Here is a 19,232-nt window from a genome sequence, read left to right as displayed (position 1 = left end):
TGCGGGTCTCGCATACGGCGGTTCGTTAGGGTGTTCTGTAGCGGCGCCAGGCGTCGTGAAAGGACGTCAAGCCCAGGGTGTGCCAGTATTCGTTGGGCAGTGCCCGTTGCAGGATCGGCGAGCCCGCAGTACGCCAGTAGCCTTTGCTGCTCATGCCCCATTCCCACGCCTTCTGGGCTGAGATACCGAGCTGGGCCAGGTTGACCACCCGCGTCCGCGGTCGTTTCCATTCTTTCCACCGGATTTGCCGCAGCCGACGGCGATACCACTCATCCAGATCCGCGAACTTCCGCGGAGTATCGGCCAGACGGAAATAGCCCATCCAGCCACGGATGTACTGATTCAACCTCCGGATGCGTGTGCCCATACTGATGCTCCACTTCCGGGATGTGAGCTGTTTGATCCGTGCTTTGGCCCGTTTGAGGGCCTTCGGCGCGACCCGCAGTCCCACCCCGGAGGCGGTGAAGTAGAAGCCGTATCCCAGCAACGTTGCAACCCGGTCGAAGAACGCATCCAGATCAACCTCGATCACCCACTTACGGCCCTGCCCGATCGCGGTCCGGGCGGCCCGGACCGCATCATGGGCGCTCTTGTCCGGCCGGAACCCATAGGAGACCGGCACGAACCCCAGATCAAACACCGGCACAAGCACCTGCGCGATGGCCTGCTGGATCAACCGGTCCAGCACCGCCGGCACGCCCAACTTCCGTTCACCGCCGTCAGGTTTGGGAATCATCACCTGACGCACCGGCAAAGGATGGTACGTGCCCGTATCGAGTTGTTCACGGACCCCGGTCCAGTGTCCTAAGCACCACGAACGGAGTTCCTCCGTACGCAGCCCGTCAGCACCAGCCGCCCCCGCGTTCTTCTCGACACGGCGTAACGCAGCCAGCAGGTTATCCCGCGAGAACACTCGTTCCCACAGGACCTCCTGCTGGCCGCTGACAGTATTACCGGCACCCGCCGGAACATCACTACGCTGAATATGGTTATCTGACGGATTCACCGCTGCCTCCCCATACTCGCCCGCGTTGCGCGGATTGGCTGCGATCGGTGTGTTGTTCACGAGGAACACCCGTTCAACATGTCATTTCCTAACGTTCAGCCCTTCCCGGCAAATCATCACGATTCCCCGCCGGTACTATGGCCTCGGCTGACTTCTGCCCCATCAACACGGCCCTTAAAGCAATGTCGCCCCACCACCGCCAAACGGTGATGAGGCACTGGGACAGACCTCCCCGGATAAGAACATTCACTTTCCCTCTACACCGCCGCATTTACACACTGGCCGTTTCGGTGGAACGGGCTTCGGCTTCTACGGCAGCCTCACCCCGACCAATATGCCTTATATGCGATTCGTGTCCCTCGATGCAGAGTTTCGCCTCCGGCTTCCTTCCCACCCCACCTCGCGGTGACGCAGTTGCCATTGGCTCGGAGTTAAACCACCTTCTCCTCCAGAGGACTTCCACCTCCAAGCGAATGCCCATGCCGGGCGTACCGTGAAGAAGGCCCGTGGGGATGATTCCCACGGGCCTTCTTCAATACTGGTTTAGTTAATCCGAATCTGAACAGGTTTCCCGATGTTCTTTGAGCTGGGCCTGGGCCGCGTCAGTCCCTTTACGAGTGAAGGTCACACCTGACATCGAGAGGGAATCTTCAGTCATAGAGATCTGGTTATCACCTTCCCATTGACCTTCTTGGGTCCAGATGACATGGGTCTGGTCATCATTGAGCTGACCGACGCTTGTATTTCTTTCACCCGCATACGGTTCTTTTCCGCAGCGGAATGTCTGATAGGTCATGGTGTCACCGTCAATGATGAGTGTGCTGTAACCGGCAGCGGTGGCGGACTCGGATTCACCAATATATTCACCGTCGGCTCCACCACCGCAGGCAGCCAGTCCCAGAACCAACACGGGCACTGCCGCCATGGTCAGAAGACTTCTTTTCGTCGACGCGGATATCATGACTTGTGCTCTTTCGTATCGCTGCCTGATTGGTCGCTGCATGCCATTTGACATACATCTTTCTTTATCATTGTCGCATATGGGTCAGTGGCCCCGCGTTTTCGCGGCCACGATCGCGACGATAATACAATAACCGCGCCCGGCTCACATATGTGGCCGCCACAGTGGCACCATGGTGGTTATGAGCACTGATGTCGTCCACCACCTGTATACCCGCCCGGCTGATCTGTTGCCCTGGTGCGGGACCACGCCCGGACCCGATGAACGCACCGGCGACTGGAACACCGGTCATGACCGGGACTTGCTGCTCGAGTGCGTCTCGGCCGGACTGCCCTGCTGTGCGGCGTGCCTGTCGCCTGAAGCTTTGGGTGGCTTCACGCCGCTGATCCTGGAAGAAGAATAAGCCGGCAATCCCGCTCTGCCACACTGCCTGTGTCTCGATGCCTGCGTCCCGACTCCTGTGACGTGGCCGACGGCGGCCTGCTACTCGAATATGCGCAAGCACTGCGTGCTGCCATCTGACAGGGTTACCAGTTCTGATGCGACCGTCGAGTCTGGTGAGGTGAGGCGGCCCGAGCCGCCCTGTCGGAGTCAAGTGCGGCCTGCAGCATGATGGGCAGTAAGTCGTAGTAACAGAGGGTCATCCGCTTTGCGCGATACCGGAAAATAACATCCTTTGCCCGGTACCTGGGGTTTTTCGAGGCAAAAAGAAAGGCCCCCTGACTGGCGTTTTGCCTAGTCAGAGGGCCTTTTTTCTTCTATTTTCGCTCCCCCAGCTGGATTCGAACCAGCAACCCTTCGAATCACTTCCATCGCTGCTGGTACGCGGCGGCACCGCCGTGCTGGTGGGACTGCCGCCGGCCGGCCAGTCGATCAACTTCGACGGCCTTGAACTGGCCGAAAGCGGGATGCGGATCCTCGGCTCCAACTATGGCTCCACCGTACCGGGACGGGACTTCCCACGGCTGGCCGAGCTGTACCTGGCAGGCAAACTACCAGTTGACGACCTGATATCCGACCGCATCAGCCTCGACGAGGTCAATGAAGCGTTCGAAGCCATGCGCCGTGGCGAGCGGGCACACAGCGTCATCATGTTCTAACAATCCTCCTCCATGAGTGAAAGGCCCGCTATGGCCCGGCCCCGCACACAACTGCTCACCTCGCAAAAGATTCACCGCGCCGCCCTTGAACTGTTCGACGAACAAAACAACTTCTCCATCCCCCGGCTCGCCCAACGCCTCGGGGTCAGCCCCTCATCCCTATACCACCACGTCAGCGGCGGACGTACCGACATCATCAAAGGCATCCGGGCACTCATCAGCCAGGAAGCATACTCACGCGGCGACTTCCCACCACAAGGCGTCACCTGGCAGGGCCAAGTGCGCCAATGGGCCATCAACTACCGGGACGCCATGGGGCGCCACCCCATGGCCATTCCCGCCCTCGTCGGCGAACCCGTCGACGACACTGACACGCTCAACATCTACGAAAACCTGGTACAGATCCTTGAAACAGCCGGGTTCCAGGATGAACTTCTGCTGCAGGCCCTGTCCCTGATCGACGTGCTGGCGCTCGGCTCCGCCGTCGACGCCGCCTCCCCCGAACCACCATGGAAAGCCTCCCACAGTGTCCGCCCGGCACTATCACGAGCGCTGACATCGGGACACACCGGCAGACGCCAAGACGATGCCTTCAACCTCGGACTCGACGCCACCATCGACAAACTCGAACAAATGCTCGTCTCCCCCAGCGAAGAAATGTTCACTTCAAAACCTGCCCTATGAGACGAACACCATCCGGGCGCCTTATTTCTTTGGAAACGAAACGCTTCCCCGCAGCCAACCTTCGAACGAGACACAGGCCCAGTTTTCGTGTCAAAACTAATTTCAATAGGCAGTGCCATATCCAACGTGCAGAACTGCATTCCGAGGCCGCGTCGCATGTCATTTCAGAAACTACCCGCACCTCGAACGTGGGATGTGGGAGGTCACTGGCCAACTTTGGTTTGGCGGCTATACTAATGCCTTTATGTGGTTGGTACAGTCGTTTGTGGCTCATGCGACTGATGAGTAGGGGGCTGCCTGTTCCCCATCGGCAGCTCACTGACAGGGTCGGCAGGAGCTTACCGGGAGCAGCATTCGATTCCTCCCCCGGATGGAGTGCGCTCTTACCTGCCGGTTCTGCCCAGCGTGAGGTGCAGACCTTGCCAAAGGTAGAGATCAACGTCGACCACGCCGGTGCGGATGAGCCGAATCGAGTGTTGGGAAGACTCCACCTTCCGTTGCGTCATGGAGGGCTGGGAAGGCGGAGCCAGCAGTTACACGGTAGCCAGACAGCGACTGCCGCGGCAATGGTTCAGCTGTAGCCCCTTGGAAGCAGTGGGATATACCCGAAAGCCACCCATAGTCGCCACGGGACGCTTAAAATTCAGGGTAAGCGACCCGCCGGAGGAGGAGAAGAAGAAGAAGAAGGCGAAGGCCTTCGCGATCAGGAATCGCGGGCCAGCAGAGGCAGATCGATCGCCTGATTCAGCTCTTGTTGTGTGAGGAGTTTGTTTTCGAACACAAGGTCCAGGACGCTTCGCCGTTTGAGCAATGCTTCTTTGGCTAGCTCTGCTGCTGTGGCGTAGCCGATGTGTGGTGCCAACCCCGTCACGATGCTGATGGATTCGTGCATGCGTGTGGACAGCGTTTCCACGTTTGGCTCAATACCATCAATGCACAGTTTCCTTAGCTGCCGACATGCCCGCGTCAATAGCGTGGTGGCCTCGAACAGCTCCTCGACGATGATCGGCTCAAAGGCGTTGAGCTGTAGCTGACCGGCCTCGACGGCCATGGTCACTGCGGCATCGACGCCAACCACCCGGAAGGCGACTTGATTCACCACTTCGGGGATAACGGGGTTGACCTTGCCCGGCATGATCGATGAGCCGGCCTGGACTGCAGGAAGCGTTATTTCCCCGAATCCGGACTGTGGCCCGGAAGATAGAAGTCGGAGGTCGTTGCAGATTTTCGAGAGCTTGACCGCTGTCCGCTTCAAAATTCCTGAGGTGAGGATGAATACCCCTGCGTCGCTGGTGGCCTCGATCAGGTTCTCGGCCGGGATGACGGGTAATTCACTGATCGCAGCGAGTTCGTGGACTACTCGTACTCGGTAGCCCTCTGGTGCGGTGATACCGGTACCGATCGCTGTTGCGGCGAGGTTCGTCTCCAGGAGGTGCTTTTGGAGTTCCTGCAGGCGGGACTGGTCCTCACGCAGGGTGGCCGCAAACGCCCGGAATTCTTGTGCCAGAGTCATGGGTACCGCATCTTGAAGCTGGGTGCGGCCGACCTTGAAGATGCCTTTGAAATCAACGGCTCGAGATTCCATGGCGTTGCTGAGGAGCTCGTGCTCATAAAGCAGGGATTGGATCTCTACTGACTGAGCCATCTTTGCAGCCGTGGGGTAAACGTCATTAGTGGATTGGCACCGATTGACGTGGTCGATTGGATGGGTCACCGAGTATTCGCCCTTAGCGCAGCCCATGATCTCCAATGCGCGGTTTGCGATAACCTCGTTGGCGTTCATATTCGTGCTTGTACCCGCGCCGCCTTGGATCACATCAACCATAAATTGATCGTCGTAGTTCCCGTCCATCACCTCACGTGCGGCGGTACTGATGGCTTCGGCCTTCTCTGTAGGAATGAGGCCCAGGCTTCCGTTCGCCTGCGCCGCCGAATACTTGATTGCCCCGAGCGCCCACACCATCGATCTCATGGAGCCGACTTGGCGGCCCGTCATCGGGAAGTTCTCCATGGCGCGAAGCGTGCTGATACCCCAATAAACATCGCCGGGTACCTCCCGGGATCCGAGGCTGTCGGACTCGGTTCGATTCTCCGGCATTAGAGGAGTATCCGAAGTCATAAAATTCTCCATATCAGAGCTGAGTGGCTAAACCACAAAATAGTCCAGCGCGGTCAATGCAAGGGCAGTAGCGCCGTCGGTGATAGCACGGTTGGCTGCCTCGCCGATGCAATGGGACTCGAACTGCGGCTGGTGATTCGCAGTTGGATAGCAACCGAGACCGATGTACGGGTGGATAGCCGGCACCACCTGCGAAACGTTGCCCATATCAGTCGATGCGCGGTTCATCGTTGCCTGCTCCGCCGGAGCGTCGAAATTCCGACCCAGGTTCTGGGCGTGCTTCACGTATAGTTCCAGCGCCCGGTGCTCTGTCCGGAATTCCGAGTATGGTTCCGATTCCGGTGTAATCACCAACTCACAACCAGTTGCCAACGCTCCAGATTCGAAGCAGCGCTCAACCCGTGCCTGGAGGGCGTTAAGATCCTTCAGTGTTTCGGCGCGGACATACCAGCGTCCTTCCGTCTTTTCGGGGATCGCATTTGGTGCCTCGCCTCCGCGAGTTTGCACTCCGTGGACACGCGTTTCAGCAGGCAACTGTTGCCGGAGCAGCCCCAGGGACACCTGTGCGATGACGAATGCATCATTGGCATTAACGCCTTGATCCGGATATGCCCCGGCATGAGCGGATTTACCGCGGTATTCGATGTGACTGTGGGAGACCGCGTAAGGGCGTGCCTTGGCGGAATCCACTGGGCTTGGATGGGCCATCATTGCCAGGTCCAGGCCGGCAAACGCCCCCTTTTTCAGTAGTTCGATCTTGCCGCCGCCACCTTCCTCGGCGGGGGTGGCATAGACCTCGATCGTCAGATCTCGTTCATCAGCGAACTCGGATAGTGCGATCGCGGCACCGACGGAGATGGCGGTGATGATGTTGTGTCCACAGGCGTGACCGAGTCCGGGAAGGGCATCGTATTCGGCCATCAGTCCGATTCGGTGGCTGCCAGTGCCTAACACGGCGCGGAGGGCGGTTGGGAAGCCCAGGTATGTCCTTGTTACTTCGAATCCATGATCGGAGAGTAAATTGGCGGTCCAGTCCGCAGCCTGATGTTCCTTCCAGCCGAGCTCGGGATTGGCGTGGAGCATTTCTGACAGCTCGATCAAGGCGTCGGAGTGAGAGCTAACCGCATCTTTGACCCTAATGAAGTCGCTGTCCTCATTTCGCAGATTCTCAGCGCTGGTCACCGGGTACTCCATATCCAACAGATGATGCCGGGTCCAGGCCGCGAATGACGTAGTCTTCCCGCTGTGGCAGCCAGATCTCAAGGATTCGCTCAAGCTCCGTGATGGGATCTTCGTGCCAGTCAACACGGAGATCGGTGTCACGCCATCCGTGGCCCGAGACAACGGAGAGTCCAGCCGAACGGACAGGGCCCTCTTCACCTCCGGCAATGAGACCGGCGCGAAGTCCGCTCATGAGTCGAACTTCCAGCTCTTTCCCTTTTGACGCCTCGAAAGCATCGCAAGCGGCCTGGGGAACACCTTCGTTGGCCAGCATATTGCCGGCGCTGACACAGTCGTTGCCGGTTCCTTCGCTATGGGTGCCCAGAGTGTGGGAACCGCTGAAGACGGCGGATTCTGCCCGGGAGTCGAGAACGACAAGCTGTCTGAAATCCCGGGTCTCCTCCCTGGAGAGAAGCTGATCCAGCGCGGCAGGCGCTGACATTCCCTCCTCGAGATATGACAGTAATACATCGCCCAGCCGAGGGTCGGTAATATTCTGTGAGCTGACGGCGCCGATCCTGTCATGGAGGTGGATGCACCGTGCGGCTACTGCCGGTGACGATGATGAGACGGCAATGCCGAGGCGGCCGTTGCCATCGGTTCCTGCAATGCTGAATGTCATGGTTGCCTCTCTTGTGAAAGGACTGCTGTGGCATCGATCTCTACCAGCCATTCGGGCCGGGCCAATGAATTGACAACGAGGCCTGTTGAGACTGGGTAGACGTCTTTGAGCCATTTGCCCATAGTTCGGTAGACGATCTCCCGGTACCGGATGTCTGTTACATAGACGATGACCTTGACGATGTCTTCGAGAGTGCCGCCTGCCTCGTCCATGAGCATTGCGATGTTGCTCATTGCTTTCTCGGTCTGCTCTTCCACGTTTCCAATGCCGACCGACTCACGGGTGTCGAGATCTTGGCCAATTTGCCCGCGGAGGTAGACCACCCCGTTAGCGACCACGGCTTGGCAGAGATCGTTGTCCAGGTTCTGCTCAGGATAGGTTTCTTTAGTGTTGAATGGACGGATTCTGGTGTGCTTCATCAGTGTTGTCCTTTAGATTCGAGATCGAGGGCTGGTCGCCCCCGCGCTGTCTGTTTCCCCGGCTTCTGTTTGCCCGATTTGAAACTATTTCGATTGTTGCTCAGGGCTTGGATCAGGAACCGGAGACAGCGGCGCCACTTAACTGCCTTGCCGGCGCGGATCGGGCTGCAGCAGACGATTCGTAATGCGCATATCCACGTTGGATCATGATGTGGTCAACCAAGTACTTGGCATCGTGCCAGACACCCCAGATGAAGCTCGATCCGCGACGGGATTGCCAAGGAAGTCCCAGAAAATAGACGCCCGGTTCGACGGATACACCGCGCTGGTGCTTCGGCTTTCCGCTTTCGTTGAACGCGTCAACCTGCAACCATCCGTAGTCGACCGAAAAACCGGTCGCCCAAACAATCGAGGTGACGCCAGCGCCGGCGAGGTCGAGTTCGAGAATGGGATCGCTGACGCATTCCGGTTCCGGCCCCAAAATGCGCGCCTCTGGCTCTTCGGGCAAATCCAGGCCGTTGCGCTCGATATACGCGTCGGCTTCGTCGAGTAGGGACCAGTAGTTGGCATCGCCGTTGGCGATGTTGTCGCTCAAGTCGGGTGCGAACCGCATGATTCCGTTATCGTATGAAGCGGTGCGCCCGACGAGGCTGATGCCGTCGGCGGCAAGGTCTCGGAAATCGACGGTGCGGCCGCCATTGGCCCCGCTGACCGAGATGGTGACGTGCTCCGCACCCTGAGGTGGCGCTGCGGCCTCCCATTTGTTGAGGACGCCCAGCCACCAAACGAAGTCGCGTCCTCGATAACTTCTCGGGGGACGGTCATGGGGGCCCACGGAGAGATAGACCTTCCGGCCCGATTCCCGGATCTCGTCGGCAATCTGCACTCCCGAAGACCCGGCGCCTACTACGAGTGTGGCACCCTCCGGCAACTGATCGGGGTTGCGGTAAGAGTTGGAGTGTATTTGATGAATGCCCGCATCGTCGGGAACGATCGCCGGGATGACCGGTTGTTGGAACGGGCCTGTCGCTGCCACCACATAGCGAGCATTGATGGTTCCTTCGGACGTTTCTGCGTGGAATCCGGGTCGGCCGATATTCTTGCGGACTGAGGTGACTTCGACACCACAGTGGATCGGTGCCGCGATTTTCTCGGCGTAGGCCACGAAATAGTCTGCCACCTGCTCCTTGGTGGCGAAGGCGTCAGGGTCGGTGTTGAATTCCATGCCCGGAAAGCGGTCGTGCCATGCAGGACCGTTTGCCACGAGCGAATCCCACCGTGCCGTGCGCCATCGTTCCGCAATACGGTCGCGCTCCAGCACAACGTGCGGCACACCGTTCTGGCCCAAGTGCTCGCTCATCGCCACGCCGGCTTGTCCTGCGCCGACGATGAGCACCTCAGTGTCTTGAAACGACATCTTTACCACTCCCTATAAGTCCTGAGTATCCATCTACCGTCGTATGTTTCAGGACGGTTCACCGCGACCAGCCACTGACGACGGCTGCACCGATCGAATCTAAGGTCGCCGGGTTTTGGACGATACGACGGCCGCTGGACGATTGCTTACAGTCTCTGCTCGTCACCATATCGATAGCAAATAGTCGAAAATGAGGTTGTTCATCAATATTTCAGATGTAGGATTTCTTGCAAGATCGACGAAGGGTATCCAGGGATGAGGTCCAACTTAGGGATGGCGGGATCGCTCATCCCTGTAGGTTTTGAATCCGATACCAGAAACGGGAGCTATGCCGACGCCACAGACGTCCCTCACGCTCAATCAAATAAGGTACTTCGTGCGGGCTGCCGAACTTGGCTCAATGACCGCGACCGCAGCGGAGATATTCGTGGCCCAATCCGCCGTCTCCACCGCAATTGCGCAATTGGAGGGGACGGTTGGATGTCAGCTCTTCATCAGACAACGTTCCCGCGGGATCGTGCTGACGGAACAGGGACGGACCTTTTATGCGGCCGCCCTGGACATCCTCAATACTGTCGATGAGGCTGTCGACTCCCTCAAACCGGAACGGCTAACGGGATCGCTGGTTGCAGGCTGCTTCACCACACTGGCGCCGTTTTGGCTTCCCGGAGTGTATGAGAGCCTGCAATCCGCCTACCCGGATCTGAACGTGAGAATCCGCGAAGTCACCGGCGAGCAGGTGGAGCAGCTCCTGCAGCGGCGCGAGATGGAAGTCATCCTGACGTACGGCTTCGATTACGGCCGGGACATTGATTTTGAGCAGTTGAGCGAAGCCCCTGTCTATGCTGCGGTATCAGAGCACAGCCATTTGGCCGGCCGAGAAGTCGTCTCGCTTGAGGAGCTGGCGCCCGAGCCCCTCATCCTGCTGGATATGGGCAAGAGCACGAACTACTTCCTCTCGATTTTCCACGACGCGCACCTGCGCCCACAGATCCACCAGAGGTTCGAAAGCTACGAAGTCGTGCGTTCCATGGTTGCCCGGGGTCATGGTTACACCATTCTCAATCAGAGACCAGTGCATGACCTGACCAATGACGGAGGACGTATTGTCAGGCTTCCCATCACTGGCACGAGGTCTTACCTCCAGGTCGGTGTCGCTCATCGGGCAGGTGAAACGCTTTCCCGACGAGGACAGGCGTTCATTGACGAGAGCCGTGAAGTTCTAAATCGCGGGCAAGAGCCGTGACCTTTGTTCCTCGCGGATCTATCGCAGACTGCGAAGCAGGTGCACCTGCTCGCTGCAGTTCATGGGGTATGAGTCGATCCGATAGGGCATTCTGAATAAGGCGATGGTCGTAACCCATCTCACACCTCTAGCGTGGGTTTCAAAGAAATCGAGGGCTTCGGACCCAAGATCACGAGGAGGACGGAATGGTCGACGCGGCGAATATGAGTGATGAGGGAAACCGCAAAGGGCTGCGGAAGAATGTTGCGGCCGGTGCTATCGGAGTGCTCGTGCACTGGTTCGATTGGGCCATCTATGCCTATCTGGCAACGACGATCGCTGGCATCTTCTTCCCGCAACAGGATGAGACCGCAGCCCTGCTGTCCGTGTTTGCCGTATTCGCCATTGCGTTCTTCGTCCGTCCTCTTGGATCGCTAATCTTCGGTCACCTTGGTGACACTCTCGGCCGTAAGAAGACCTTGTCCATTGTCATCATCACGATGGCTGCGGGCACGTTGATGCTTGGTCTGACTCCCTCCTATGAATCGATTGGCATCTGGGCGCCCATCCTCCTTGTCGTTGCCCGAATCATTCAGGGGATTGCCGCCGGCGGCGAGTTTGGCTCGGCCGCCGCGTTTCTGGCCGAATACTCGCCACCGAAGAAGCGCGGCTTCGGCTGCTCCTGGATCGAGTTCGGTTCAGTGCTGGGCTTCCTTCTGGCGTCCATGGTCGTGGCTGCCATGTTTGCGATGTTCACTCCGGAGCAGATCGACTCCTGGGCATGGAGATTGCCCTTCCTCATCACAGTGCCTCTGGCGCTGGTTGGACTCTACATTCGACTGAAGATCGAGGATACGCCGGAGTACCGTGCCCTCCAGGAGTTGGACACTGTCCCCGCCGCGCCCATACGTGAATTGTTCCGCCATAACAGCAAGCAGTTCTTCCAGACCATCGGCATCGAAACATTCATGAATTGCACCTTCTACGTGGTGCTCGTGTATCTGATCACCTACCAGGAGCAGATGGTGGGACTTCCATCCGCTCAAGCAGCGGTGCTGTCCACTGTGGCCTCTTTGACAGCGATTATGATTATTCCGCTGTCCGGGATGGCCTCTGACCGGCTGGGACGCAAGCCCGTGCTGATCACCGCGGGTTTCCTGCTCGTCCTGTTGCCCTACCCTCTGTTTGCCTACATGAATCAGGGCACAGCCATGGCCGGTTTCCTCTCCACCTTCGGGCTGGCCGCCATTCTGGCTCTTATCCTCGGTACCCACGCATCCACGGCGGCCGAACTCTTCCCCACCCGAACTCGCCAGAGTGGCTTGTCGCTGGCGTACAGCATCGCGGGCGCCTTCTTCGCCGGAACTCTGCCCTACGTGAACACCTGGCTCATTGGCATAACGAACAATCACATGGTACCGGCGTTCACCTTGATGGTGGTGGGAATGGTCGGTCTCATCACAGTCTCCACCATTCCAGAAACCCGGGGCACCAACTTGCTCCACGATTCAGACACAGCTCGCAGCGGGGACAACAAGACGGAAAACGTAAAAGTCTCCACAGCCGACGAGCACTGACAGCCTGCTAGTCTAAATCACACGCCATCCGTCCGGGGTCCGTGGCACTCGCGTCGACCCCGGGCGAAACATTCTGTGGTGGAGGGAGGGTGACGTGGCCATCACTCTGCGGCAGCTTGAATACTTCGCCACCGTGGCAGACCTCGGAACTGTCACCGCCGCCGCACAACAGCTTTTCGTGTCTCAGTCTGCCGTATCCAATGCGATCGCCGATCTGGAGCGCCATCTATGTATCAAGCTCTTCATTCGGCAAGCTCGAGGCCTTTCCCTCACCCGCGAGGGCAGAGAAACATTGGGCCATGCACGTGCGCTGCTCCGGGACGCCGAAGATCTTGAGCGCAACGCAGCCAAACTGAGCGATGCCCTTTCGGGAACTCTGAACATTGGGTGCTACTCAACTATCGCTCCAATGTTGCTGCCACGTGTAGTAGCTGACTTCGCAGCCAAATACCCAAACGTGGATGTGCGGTTCGAGGAAGGTTCCCGGGACGAACTGCTCGAAGGTTTAACCCTGGGACGCCATGACGTTCTGGTCCTCTACGATTACCGCTTCAAGGACGATCTTTCCGAAATTGGTCGCTCGACGTCGCTGGGCTCTATCCCTCCGTACGCGCTGCTACCGCCTGATCATCGGTTAGCCGGACAAAGCAGCGTCTCCCTCGCCGATCTCGCAGATGACCCCCTAATACTTTTCGGCCTGGAACCCGCGGATCAATATTTTCTTTCCCTCTTCGATTTAGGGGGATTAACACCGAATGTGCGGTACCGTACGGGGAACTACGAAGTGCTACGCGGGCTGGTAGCTCGCGGGCTCGGGTACTCATTGCTGACTCAGCGCACCCGACAAACGACAAGTCACGAGGGGCTAGGCTATGCTGCCGTTGAGCTCCAAGGCGACTATGAGCCTTTAGGCGTAATAGTGGTTACCCCAAGCAGACACCGTCTCACACGTCGAGTGGATGCCTTCGTGGCCTCAGCCAAAGCCGTGTTCACTGAGGCACCTACGTACGACCTCGGCCGAGGGCCTTCATAGCTGGAAAGAAAGTTCAGTGAACTCCAAGTACGCTTGGCTTGTAGCTGCCCGGCCGCTCGTTTGATTATGAACCCGCTGCAATAGCCAACTCGCAGCCGACTGCCGATTCCACATAGGTCAGCAGCAGGCTGAGCGCTTGTTCAACGGAAACGGAAGAGCCGCCGAGAATGTGCAGGCCGTACGCATCTTCCAACGCCACGATATTGCGGGCCACCGTTCGATCCGGGGCACGCAATTCGAACACTCCTTTGCGGACGCCAGAATCCAGGATCGATAGGTAAAGCGATACTTCACGTTCGAACAAGTTTGCCATCAGGCGGGCATGGAACGGATCCCGGAAGGCCTGGACATGCATCTCGTTGAGCACCTGATAGTCGATATCCCCACCCGATTTCGGAATTCCGCTCGTGACCGCCATTCCAAGCTGGGTGCGCGGATCCTGCGCTGACTCAACCTCGTGCAGCCGCTCCCAGTAGAACCTGTCCAGTTCCCGCTGATGCACATCACGTATCAAATCCGTGAGGTCCGGGTAGTAGTAGGCCACCGAACCGGCGGACAGGCCCGCCTCTGCGGCAACATCCTTGGACTGCAGGCCATTCAAGCCATGATGGGCGATGGCTCTCTTCGCTGCTTCGATCAGCTGATTTCGACGTACTGTCTGATTCTTCGGTCTTGCCATTGAACAATTATCTATGCCCACATCGGAAAAAGCTATAGATAAAACACCCGTCCCCTCTTTATCGCACCGACAGATGCGTGTCATTCTATGAGCTAAACCACAAAGAACTCCCAAAGGAGTGAGGACAATGAGCGACCACAGCTTGTCGGTGCTCGCCGACCAACAGACCAAACATCTGAAAAAATCGCTCGGCCGCTTCGACATCGTCTTCCTTGTCATAGCCGCAGTGATTGCAATCGAGACACTGGCAAAGACGGCGTCTTTCGGCAGCGAAACGTTCACCTGGACTCTGGTGCTGGCCATCTTCTTCCTGGTGCCGTACGGACTGATCTTCGCCGAGACCGGCAGCACGTTTATTGGCGAGGGCGGCGCCTATCTGTGGGTACGTCAGGCATTCGGCCGCCCCCTTGGCGCCCTGGCCTCGATTCTAAGCTGGATCACCCAACCGGTGTGGGTCGGGGGATCGATGGCCTTTCTGGCATCGGCGGTGTGGGACAGTTACCTGCTGCCGACGGAGCCGGGGTCCTTCGCCGACTACGCGTTCAAGATCGGCTTCATCTGGCTCACCGTGGTGGCCGCCATACTCTCGCTTAGCCGGGCAAAGTGGATTCCCAGCCTTGGTGCCATCCTTAAGCTTCTCTTTCTGGCCTTCTTCCTGTTCACCACCATTCTGTACGCCTTCGAACACGGCGTCTCCAACCTGGAATTGAGCGGATTCGCGCCTACGACTGCCGGTTTCCTCGGGCTGGTTCCGCTGTTGCTATTCGCCTATCTGGGCTTCGAATCCTCGAACAGCGCGTCCGGGGAGATGAAGAACCCTCAGCGAGATATCCCGGCAGCCATCGCCCGGAGCGGGGCCACGGCGGCAGCGTGCTACTTATTGCCCATCCTGGCCATCCTGCTGGTGCTTCCCGCAGACACCATCACCGGAATCGGCGGATTGATGGGCGCGGTCAGCACCGTCTTCAGCGTATACGGACCAGCCTCCGAGATCCTGTTGGTCCTTGCGGCGGCCATCTTTGTTGCGGCTTTGGCATGCCAAGGCGCAGCATGGATGATCATCAGTGACCGGATGCAGGGACTGGCAGCGGCCGACGGTTCCTTCTTCGGCGGCTTTTTCGGCAAATTCCACCCCCGGCTGGGCACACCAGTTCACGTGAACCTGCTCTCCGGAGTCGTCGCCACCGTGTTCATGCTCACTGCCCTGCAATTGACTGGAACCTCCGCAGCGCTATTCGGCGTGGTGCTGTCCATTGCAATATCTACATTCCTGCTCAGCTACTTACTGATCATCCCCGCAGCCATCAAACTGCGCTGGAAGTACCCCGATGTCGAACGTCCCTTCCGGGTCCGCGTCGGCAATCGAGGATTTACAGCGCTGGGCATACTGTGCTTCGCCTGGATCCTGCTCGGATCCTGGGTCGCGGTGTTTCCCGGCACGCTGGGGCCACTCGTGGGGCTCGACTACAACTTCCAGGAGATCTGGGGGGTTGAACGCGTACCCTTCCAGATCCTCACCCTCGGCACCCTCGCCGCACTGGTGGCCCTTTGCCTGACCGGCTATGTCCGCGGCCGCCACATCCGTTCCCAACGCCCCGATACTGAAGCATCCGAACTGCTGGAGGAAACAACATCATGACCACCCTCGCTCACGACATCTCGATCGGAAACAAGCATCCGCTGGACCGGCTGACTGGTGCCGAAATCGAGGCAAACCGACAAATCCTGGTCGCTGCTGGATATGTCACCGACCAGACGCGTTTCACTCTGGTGAGTCTGTTGGAACCGGAGAAGAATGCGGTTTTGGCTCATGGCGCCGCAGCGCCGGCTCCGCGCCTGGTCCGGTCCCTGTTGCTGGAGCGCAACACTGGAGAGGTCACAGAGATCACTGCCTCTCTGAACGAATCCGCCGTCGTATCAGCACGAACGGTTGATGTTATCGGTGAAGGCCAGCCACCGATCATTGCCGAAGAATTCGAGCTGGCCGAAGAGATGATCCGCCGTGACCCCCGTTGGCGGGCTGCCATGGAGTCGCGGGGCGTCACTGACATGTCTCTGGTACGGATCTGTGCCCTGAGCGCTGGATGCTTCGACATTCCCGGAGAGGAAGGCAGACGGCTGATCCGCGGCTCCTCGTTCGTGCAACTGGACGAAAACGATAATGCGTGGGCCCACCCTGTTGAAGGTCTGGTTGCCTACCTGGATCTGAACACCGGTGAAGTGGTGGATTTGATCGAGACCGATGCGCTGCCCATTCCCCAGCAACGGTTCAACTTCCACCTGGACGAGGGGCTTCCACCTGCCCGCACCACTCAAAAGCCGATCGAAATCAGCCAGCCGGAGGGGCCGAGTTTCACCATCGATGGAGACGTGCTGACGTGGGAAAAGTGGCAGGTCCGACTCGGATTCGATCCCGTCGAAGGTCTGGTACTGCATCAACTGGGATTCGAAGAAGACGGACGTGTCCGCCCGATCATCTATCGTGCCTCGATCGCCGAGATGGTAGTCCCCTACGGCGATCCAAGCCCGGTGCGATTCTGGCAAAACTATTTCGATGCCGGCGAATACTCGTTGGGAAAGAGCGCGAATTCCCTGAAGCTGGGCTGCGACTGCCTCGGCGAAATCCACTACGAGGACGCTGTGCTCGCAGATGCCTTAGGCCACGCCAGCACCATCGAAAATGCGATCTGCATGCACGAAGAGGACGCCGGGGTGCTGTGGAAGCATACCGACGAATACACCGGATCGGTCGACGTACGACGTCAACGCAGGATGGTCATCTCATTCTTCGTGACTGTGGGCAACTACGACTACGGCTTCTACTGGTACCTCTACCTCGATGGGACCATTGAACTGGAGTGCAAGGCCACCGGCGTCGTCTATACGGCCGCCTATGATGATTCGAACCCCAGCCGCTTCGCCAGCAGGATTGGTGAAGGCATCGGGGCGCCCTACCATCAGCATCTATTCTCCGCGCGGCTCGATATGCAAGTCGACGGGACGCAGAATGCTGTGGACGAGATCCAGGTCCAAAGGGTCCCCACCGGTCCTGAGAACCCGTACGGGAACGCATTCACCCGCTCCGTGTCCCGACTGGACCGGGAACCGGAGTCAGGCCGGCTCGCTGATAACACCGAAGGCCGGGTTTGGCAGGTCAGCAACCCTGGCCGTACCAACAGTCACGGCGAACCCGTGGGATACGTTCTGCGTCCTGAAGGACAACCACCGCTACTGGCCGATGACGGTTCATCCATCTCCCGACGCGCCTCATTCGCCACCAGGCACCTGTGGGTGACCGCCTACGACCCGGACGAGCGTTTCCCATCCGGCACCTACGTCAACCAGAATCCGGGAAATGGCACTATCACCGACTGGGTCAAGCAGGACCGGACGATCGACGGGGCGGACATCGTACTCTGGCACAACTTCGGTATGACCCATTTCCCCCGGCCGGAAGACTGGCCGATCATGCCCGTCGACTCCTGCGGATTCGTACTCAAACCGCAGGGATTCTTCGACCAGAACCCCACGCTCGATGTTCCACGCCCTGTATCCGGTCACTGCGCGACCGATGCACAGCAGAACACCACAGAAAACAAAGAGAAAGGATGCTGCAAATGACACCCGAGCCAGACTGGAACGAACGCACCATGACTTTGTCCATTGATGGCCGCGCCGTCATCGACGGGAAGCGTGCCGATGCAGCCACCGGACACACCGTCGCCAGCGTGAACCCGGCTACGGACACAGCCATAGCGGAAGTCGCATCCTGCGGAGTCGAGGACGTCGACCGTGCCGTCGCCGCTGCCCGCAGTGCTTTCGACGACGGCCGCTGGGCGGCACTGCCGGCACAGTCCCGCAAGAGTTTGATGCTTCGTCTTGCAGACCTCATCGAAATGCACGGCGACGAACTGGCGCTCCTGGACAGCCTCGAGATGGGCAAACCGGTCGTCGAGGCAAGGACTGCCGACATTCCCGGCACCGCGGAAACGTATCGATGGTATGCCGAAGCGATCGACAAATTAGTCGATGAAATCCCCTCGACCGCACCCGGTTCCACCGCCATGGTCACACGGGAAGCAATCGGTGTGGTCGCTGCTATCACACCATGGAACTATCCGCTCGAAATCGCGGGGTGGAAGCTCGCTCCCGCCTTGGCGCTGGGCAATAGCGTAGTGCATAAGCCCGCCACCCAGTCGCCCCTATCAATGCTGCGGCTGGCGGATCTGGCTTTGGAAGCAGGGATCCCAGAAGGCGTGCTGAACGTCGTACCCGGTCCCGGTGCCGACGTCGGCGAGGCCCTCGGCATGCATCCGAATGTCGATGTCCTCACCTTCACCGGCTCCACCGCAGTGGCCAAGCGGTTGCTGGAGTATTCCGGACGCTCGAACATGAAACGCCTCTCCCTGGAGGCAGGTGGCAAGAGCGCCAACATCGTATTCGCCGATACCGACAATCTTGAATCAGCGGCACAGATGGCAGCGGCCGGCGCATTCTATAACCAAGGTGAAGTTTGCTCCGCCAACTGTCGGTTACTGGTCGAGCGTTCCATCCATGACGAGTTCATCGCGCTGCTGGCCACAGCAAGCGACGGATTCCTGCCGGGAGACCCGCTCAATGCCGCCAGCGGAACTGGCGCCATGGTCAGCCGTGCCCACGCCGATCAAGTATGGGAAGCCATCAAACAGGCCAAAACAGCAGGAAAGCTGCTCCATGGTGGAGAACGCCAGACCATCAACGGCTCCGACGCCTTCATCACCCCGACTATCGTCGGCTCCTTGCCGAGCGATCATTTCACGCTGCACGAGGAAGTGTTCGGCCCGCTGCTGACCGTGGAGGTGTTCGACACTGAGGACGAGGCTGTACGGCTGGCCAACAACACACCCTACGGACTCGCCGCATCAGTATGGACCGGTTCCCTGGCCCGCGCACACCGCGTATCCGGAGCCGTAGTCGCCGGCACAGTGTCGGTCAACACGGTCGACGCCCTGGGTGTGACCACGCCATTCGGCGGCTTCAAACAATCCGGCTTTGGGCGGGATCTGTCGCTACATGCGCTCGATACGTACTCCGCGCCAAAGACGACTTGGATTCAGTTCGACTAACACATAAGGGAGGACAGGACAGGATAGGGGCGATGGCGCCAAAGAGCGGTGTCGTGAACTAAAG

At 58.8% G+C, this 19,232-nt stretch carries 17 protein-coding genes; 9 read left to right on the top strand and 8 right to left on the bottom strand.

From position 1 onward, the window contains the following. Positions 1-25 precede the first annotated feature (25 nt). Positions 26-1,066: a group II intron maturase-specific domain-containing protein gene (locus H535_RS0118700; protein WP_245580381.1), complete on the bottom strand. Its 1,041-nt coding sequence runs from the start codon at positions 1,064-1,066 to the stop codon at positions 26-28. 487 nt (positions 1,067-1,553) lie between these two features. Beyond that, positions 1,554-1,931, bottom strand: a complete 378-nt coding sequence (locus H535_RS0118695) for a hypothetical protein (RefSeq protein WP_026820745.1) — start codon at positions 1,929-1,931, stop codon at positions 1,554-1,556. A gap of 217 nt (positions 1,932-2,148) precedes the next feature. Here H535_RS0118695 and H535_RS0118690 point away from each other — a divergent pair, with 217 nt between their 5' ends. The 3 genes from H535_RS0118690 (at position 2,149) to H535_RS26625 (ending at position 3,751) form a co-directional block, all read left to right on the top strand. After that, entirely contained in the window at positions 2,149-2,370 is a 222-nt protein-coding gene (locus tag H535_RS0118690) for a hypothetical protein (protein ID WP_026820744.1), read from the top strand. A gap of 328 nt (positions 2,371-2,698) precedes the next feature. Next, entirely contained in the window at positions 2,699-3,067 is a 369-nt protein-coding gene (locus H535_RS26630; protein ID WP_051299541.1) for an MDR/zinc-dependent alcohol dehydrogenase-like family protein, read from the top strand. A 12-nt stretch (positions 3,068-3,079) separates the two neighbouring features. Further along, entirely contained in the window at positions 3,080-3,751 is a 672-nt protein-coding gene (locus tag H535_RS26625) for a TetR/AcrR family transcriptional regulator (RefSeq protein ID WP_081416809.1), read from the top strand. A gap of 703 nt (positions 3,752-4,454) precedes the next feature. Here the strand turns inward: H535_RS26625 and H535_RS0118675 are convergent. From H535_RS0118675 to H535_RS26620, 5 genes are all read right to left on the bottom strand, one after another. Further along, positions 4,455-5,870, bottom strand: a complete 1,416-nt coding sequence (locus tag H535_RS0118675) for an aspartate ammonia-lyase (RefSeq protein WP_026820743.1) — start codon at positions 5,868-5,870, stop codon at positions 4,455-4,457. A 27-nt stretch (positions 5,871-5,897) separates the two neighbouring features. Continuing rightward, the gene (locus H535_RS0118670) at positions 5,898-7,010 is read right to left on the bottom strand and encodes a M20 family metallopeptidase (RefSeq protein ID WP_425387300.1); all 1,113 of its coding nucleotides are present in this window, start codon (positions 7,008-7,010) and stop codon (positions 5,898-5,900) included. Positions 7,011-7,038: 28 nt separating this feature from the next. After that, a complete protein-coding gene (locus H535_RS0118665) occupies positions 7,039-7,713 on the bottom strand; it encodes a DUF1028 domain-containing protein (protein ID WP_026820741.1) in 675 nt (224 codons plus the stop codon). Further along, positions 7,710-8,132, bottom strand: a complete 423-nt coding sequence (locus H535_RS0118660) for a RidA family protein (RefSeq protein WP_026820740.1) — start codon at positions 8,130-8,132, stop codon at positions 7,710-7,712. Before H535_RS0118660 ends, H535_RS0118665 begins: the two co-directional genes overlap by 4 nt. Before the next feature lie 112 nt (positions 8,133-8,244). Beyond that, the gene (locus H535_RS26620) at positions 8,245-9,549 is read right to left on the bottom strand and encodes a flavin-containing monooxygenase (RefSeq protein WP_051299539.1); all 1,305 of its coding nucleotides are present in this window, start codon (positions 9,547-9,549) and stop codon (positions 8,245-8,247) included. Between the two features lie 328 nt (positions 9,550-9,877). Here H535_RS26620 and H535_RS0118650 point away from each other — a divergent pair, with 328 nt between their 5' ends. The 3 genes from H535_RS0118650 to H535_RS26610 all read left to right on the top strand — a co-directional run bounded on the left by H535_RS0118650 (position 9,878) and on the right by H535_RS26610 (position 13,384). After that, the gene (locus tag H535_RS0118650; protein ID WP_026820739.1) at positions 9,878-10,795 is read left to right on the top strand and encodes a LysR family transcriptional regulator; all 918 of its coding nucleotides are present in this window, start codon (positions 9,878-9,880) and stop codon (positions 10,793-10,795) included. Positions 10,796-10,980: 185 nt separating this feature from the next. Continuing rightward, positions 10,981-12,351 carry an MFS transporter gene (locus H535_RS26615; RefSeq protein ID WP_051299538.1) on the top strand — a complete coding sequence of 457 codons (1,371 nt, stop codon included), beginning with the start codon at positions 10,981-10,983 and terminating at the stop codon, positions 12,349-12,351. 94 nt (positions 12,352-12,445) lie between these two features. Beyond that, positions 12,446-13,384, top strand: coding sequence for a LysR family transcriptional regulator (locus tag H535_RS26610; protein WP_051299537.1), 939 nt, complete (start codon positions 12,446-12,448; stop codon positions 13,382-13,384). Between the two features lie 64 nt (positions 13,385-13,448). Here the strand turns inward: H535_RS26610 and H535_RS28655 are convergent, their stop codons facing one another. Beyond that, positions 13,449-14,063, bottom strand: coding sequence for a TetR/AcrR family transcriptional regulator (locus H535_RS28655; RefSeq protein ID WP_026820738.1), 615 nt, complete (start codon positions 14,061-14,063; stop codon positions 13,449-13,451). Between the two features lie 127 nt (positions 14,064-14,190). On the opposite strand from H535_RS28655, the gene H535_RS0118630 reads away from it, so the two are divergent. Genes H535_RS0118630 through H535_RS0118620 form a run of 3 tightly spaced genes read left to right on the top strand, consistent with a single transcriptional unit; the run spans position 14,191 to position 19,168 of the window. After that, positions 14,191-15,702, top strand: coding sequence for an APC family permease (locus H535_RS0118630; protein ID WP_026820737.1), 1,512 nt, complete (start codon positions 14,191-14,193; stop codon positions 15,700-15,702). Continuing rightward, on the top strand, positions 15,699-17,684 hold the full coding sequence (locus tag H535_RS0118625; RefSeq protein WP_051299535.1) for a primary-amine oxidase: 1,986 nt from the start codon (positions 15,699-15,701) through the stop codon (positions 17,682-17,684). Before H535_RS0118630 ends, H535_RS0118625 begins: the two co-directional genes overlap by 4 nt. Continuing rightward, positions 17,681-19,168: an aldehyde dehydrogenase gene (locus tag H535_RS0118620; protein WP_026820735.1), complete on the top strand. Its 1,488-nt coding sequence runs from the start codon at positions 17,681-17,683 to the stop codon at positions 19,166-19,168. Before H535_RS0118625 ends, H535_RS0118620 begins: the two co-directional genes overlap by 4 nt. Positions 19,169-19,232 lie beyond the last annotated feature (64 nt).

Source organism: Arthrobacter castelli DSM 16402 (assembly GCF_000430705.1).
Lineage (GTDB): Bacteria > Actinomycetota > Actinomycetes > Actinomycetales > Micrococcaceae > Arthrobacter_C > Arthrobacter_C castelli.
Note: the sequence above shows the minus strand (reverse complement) of the source record. Positions and strands in the feature narration are given on the sequence as shown.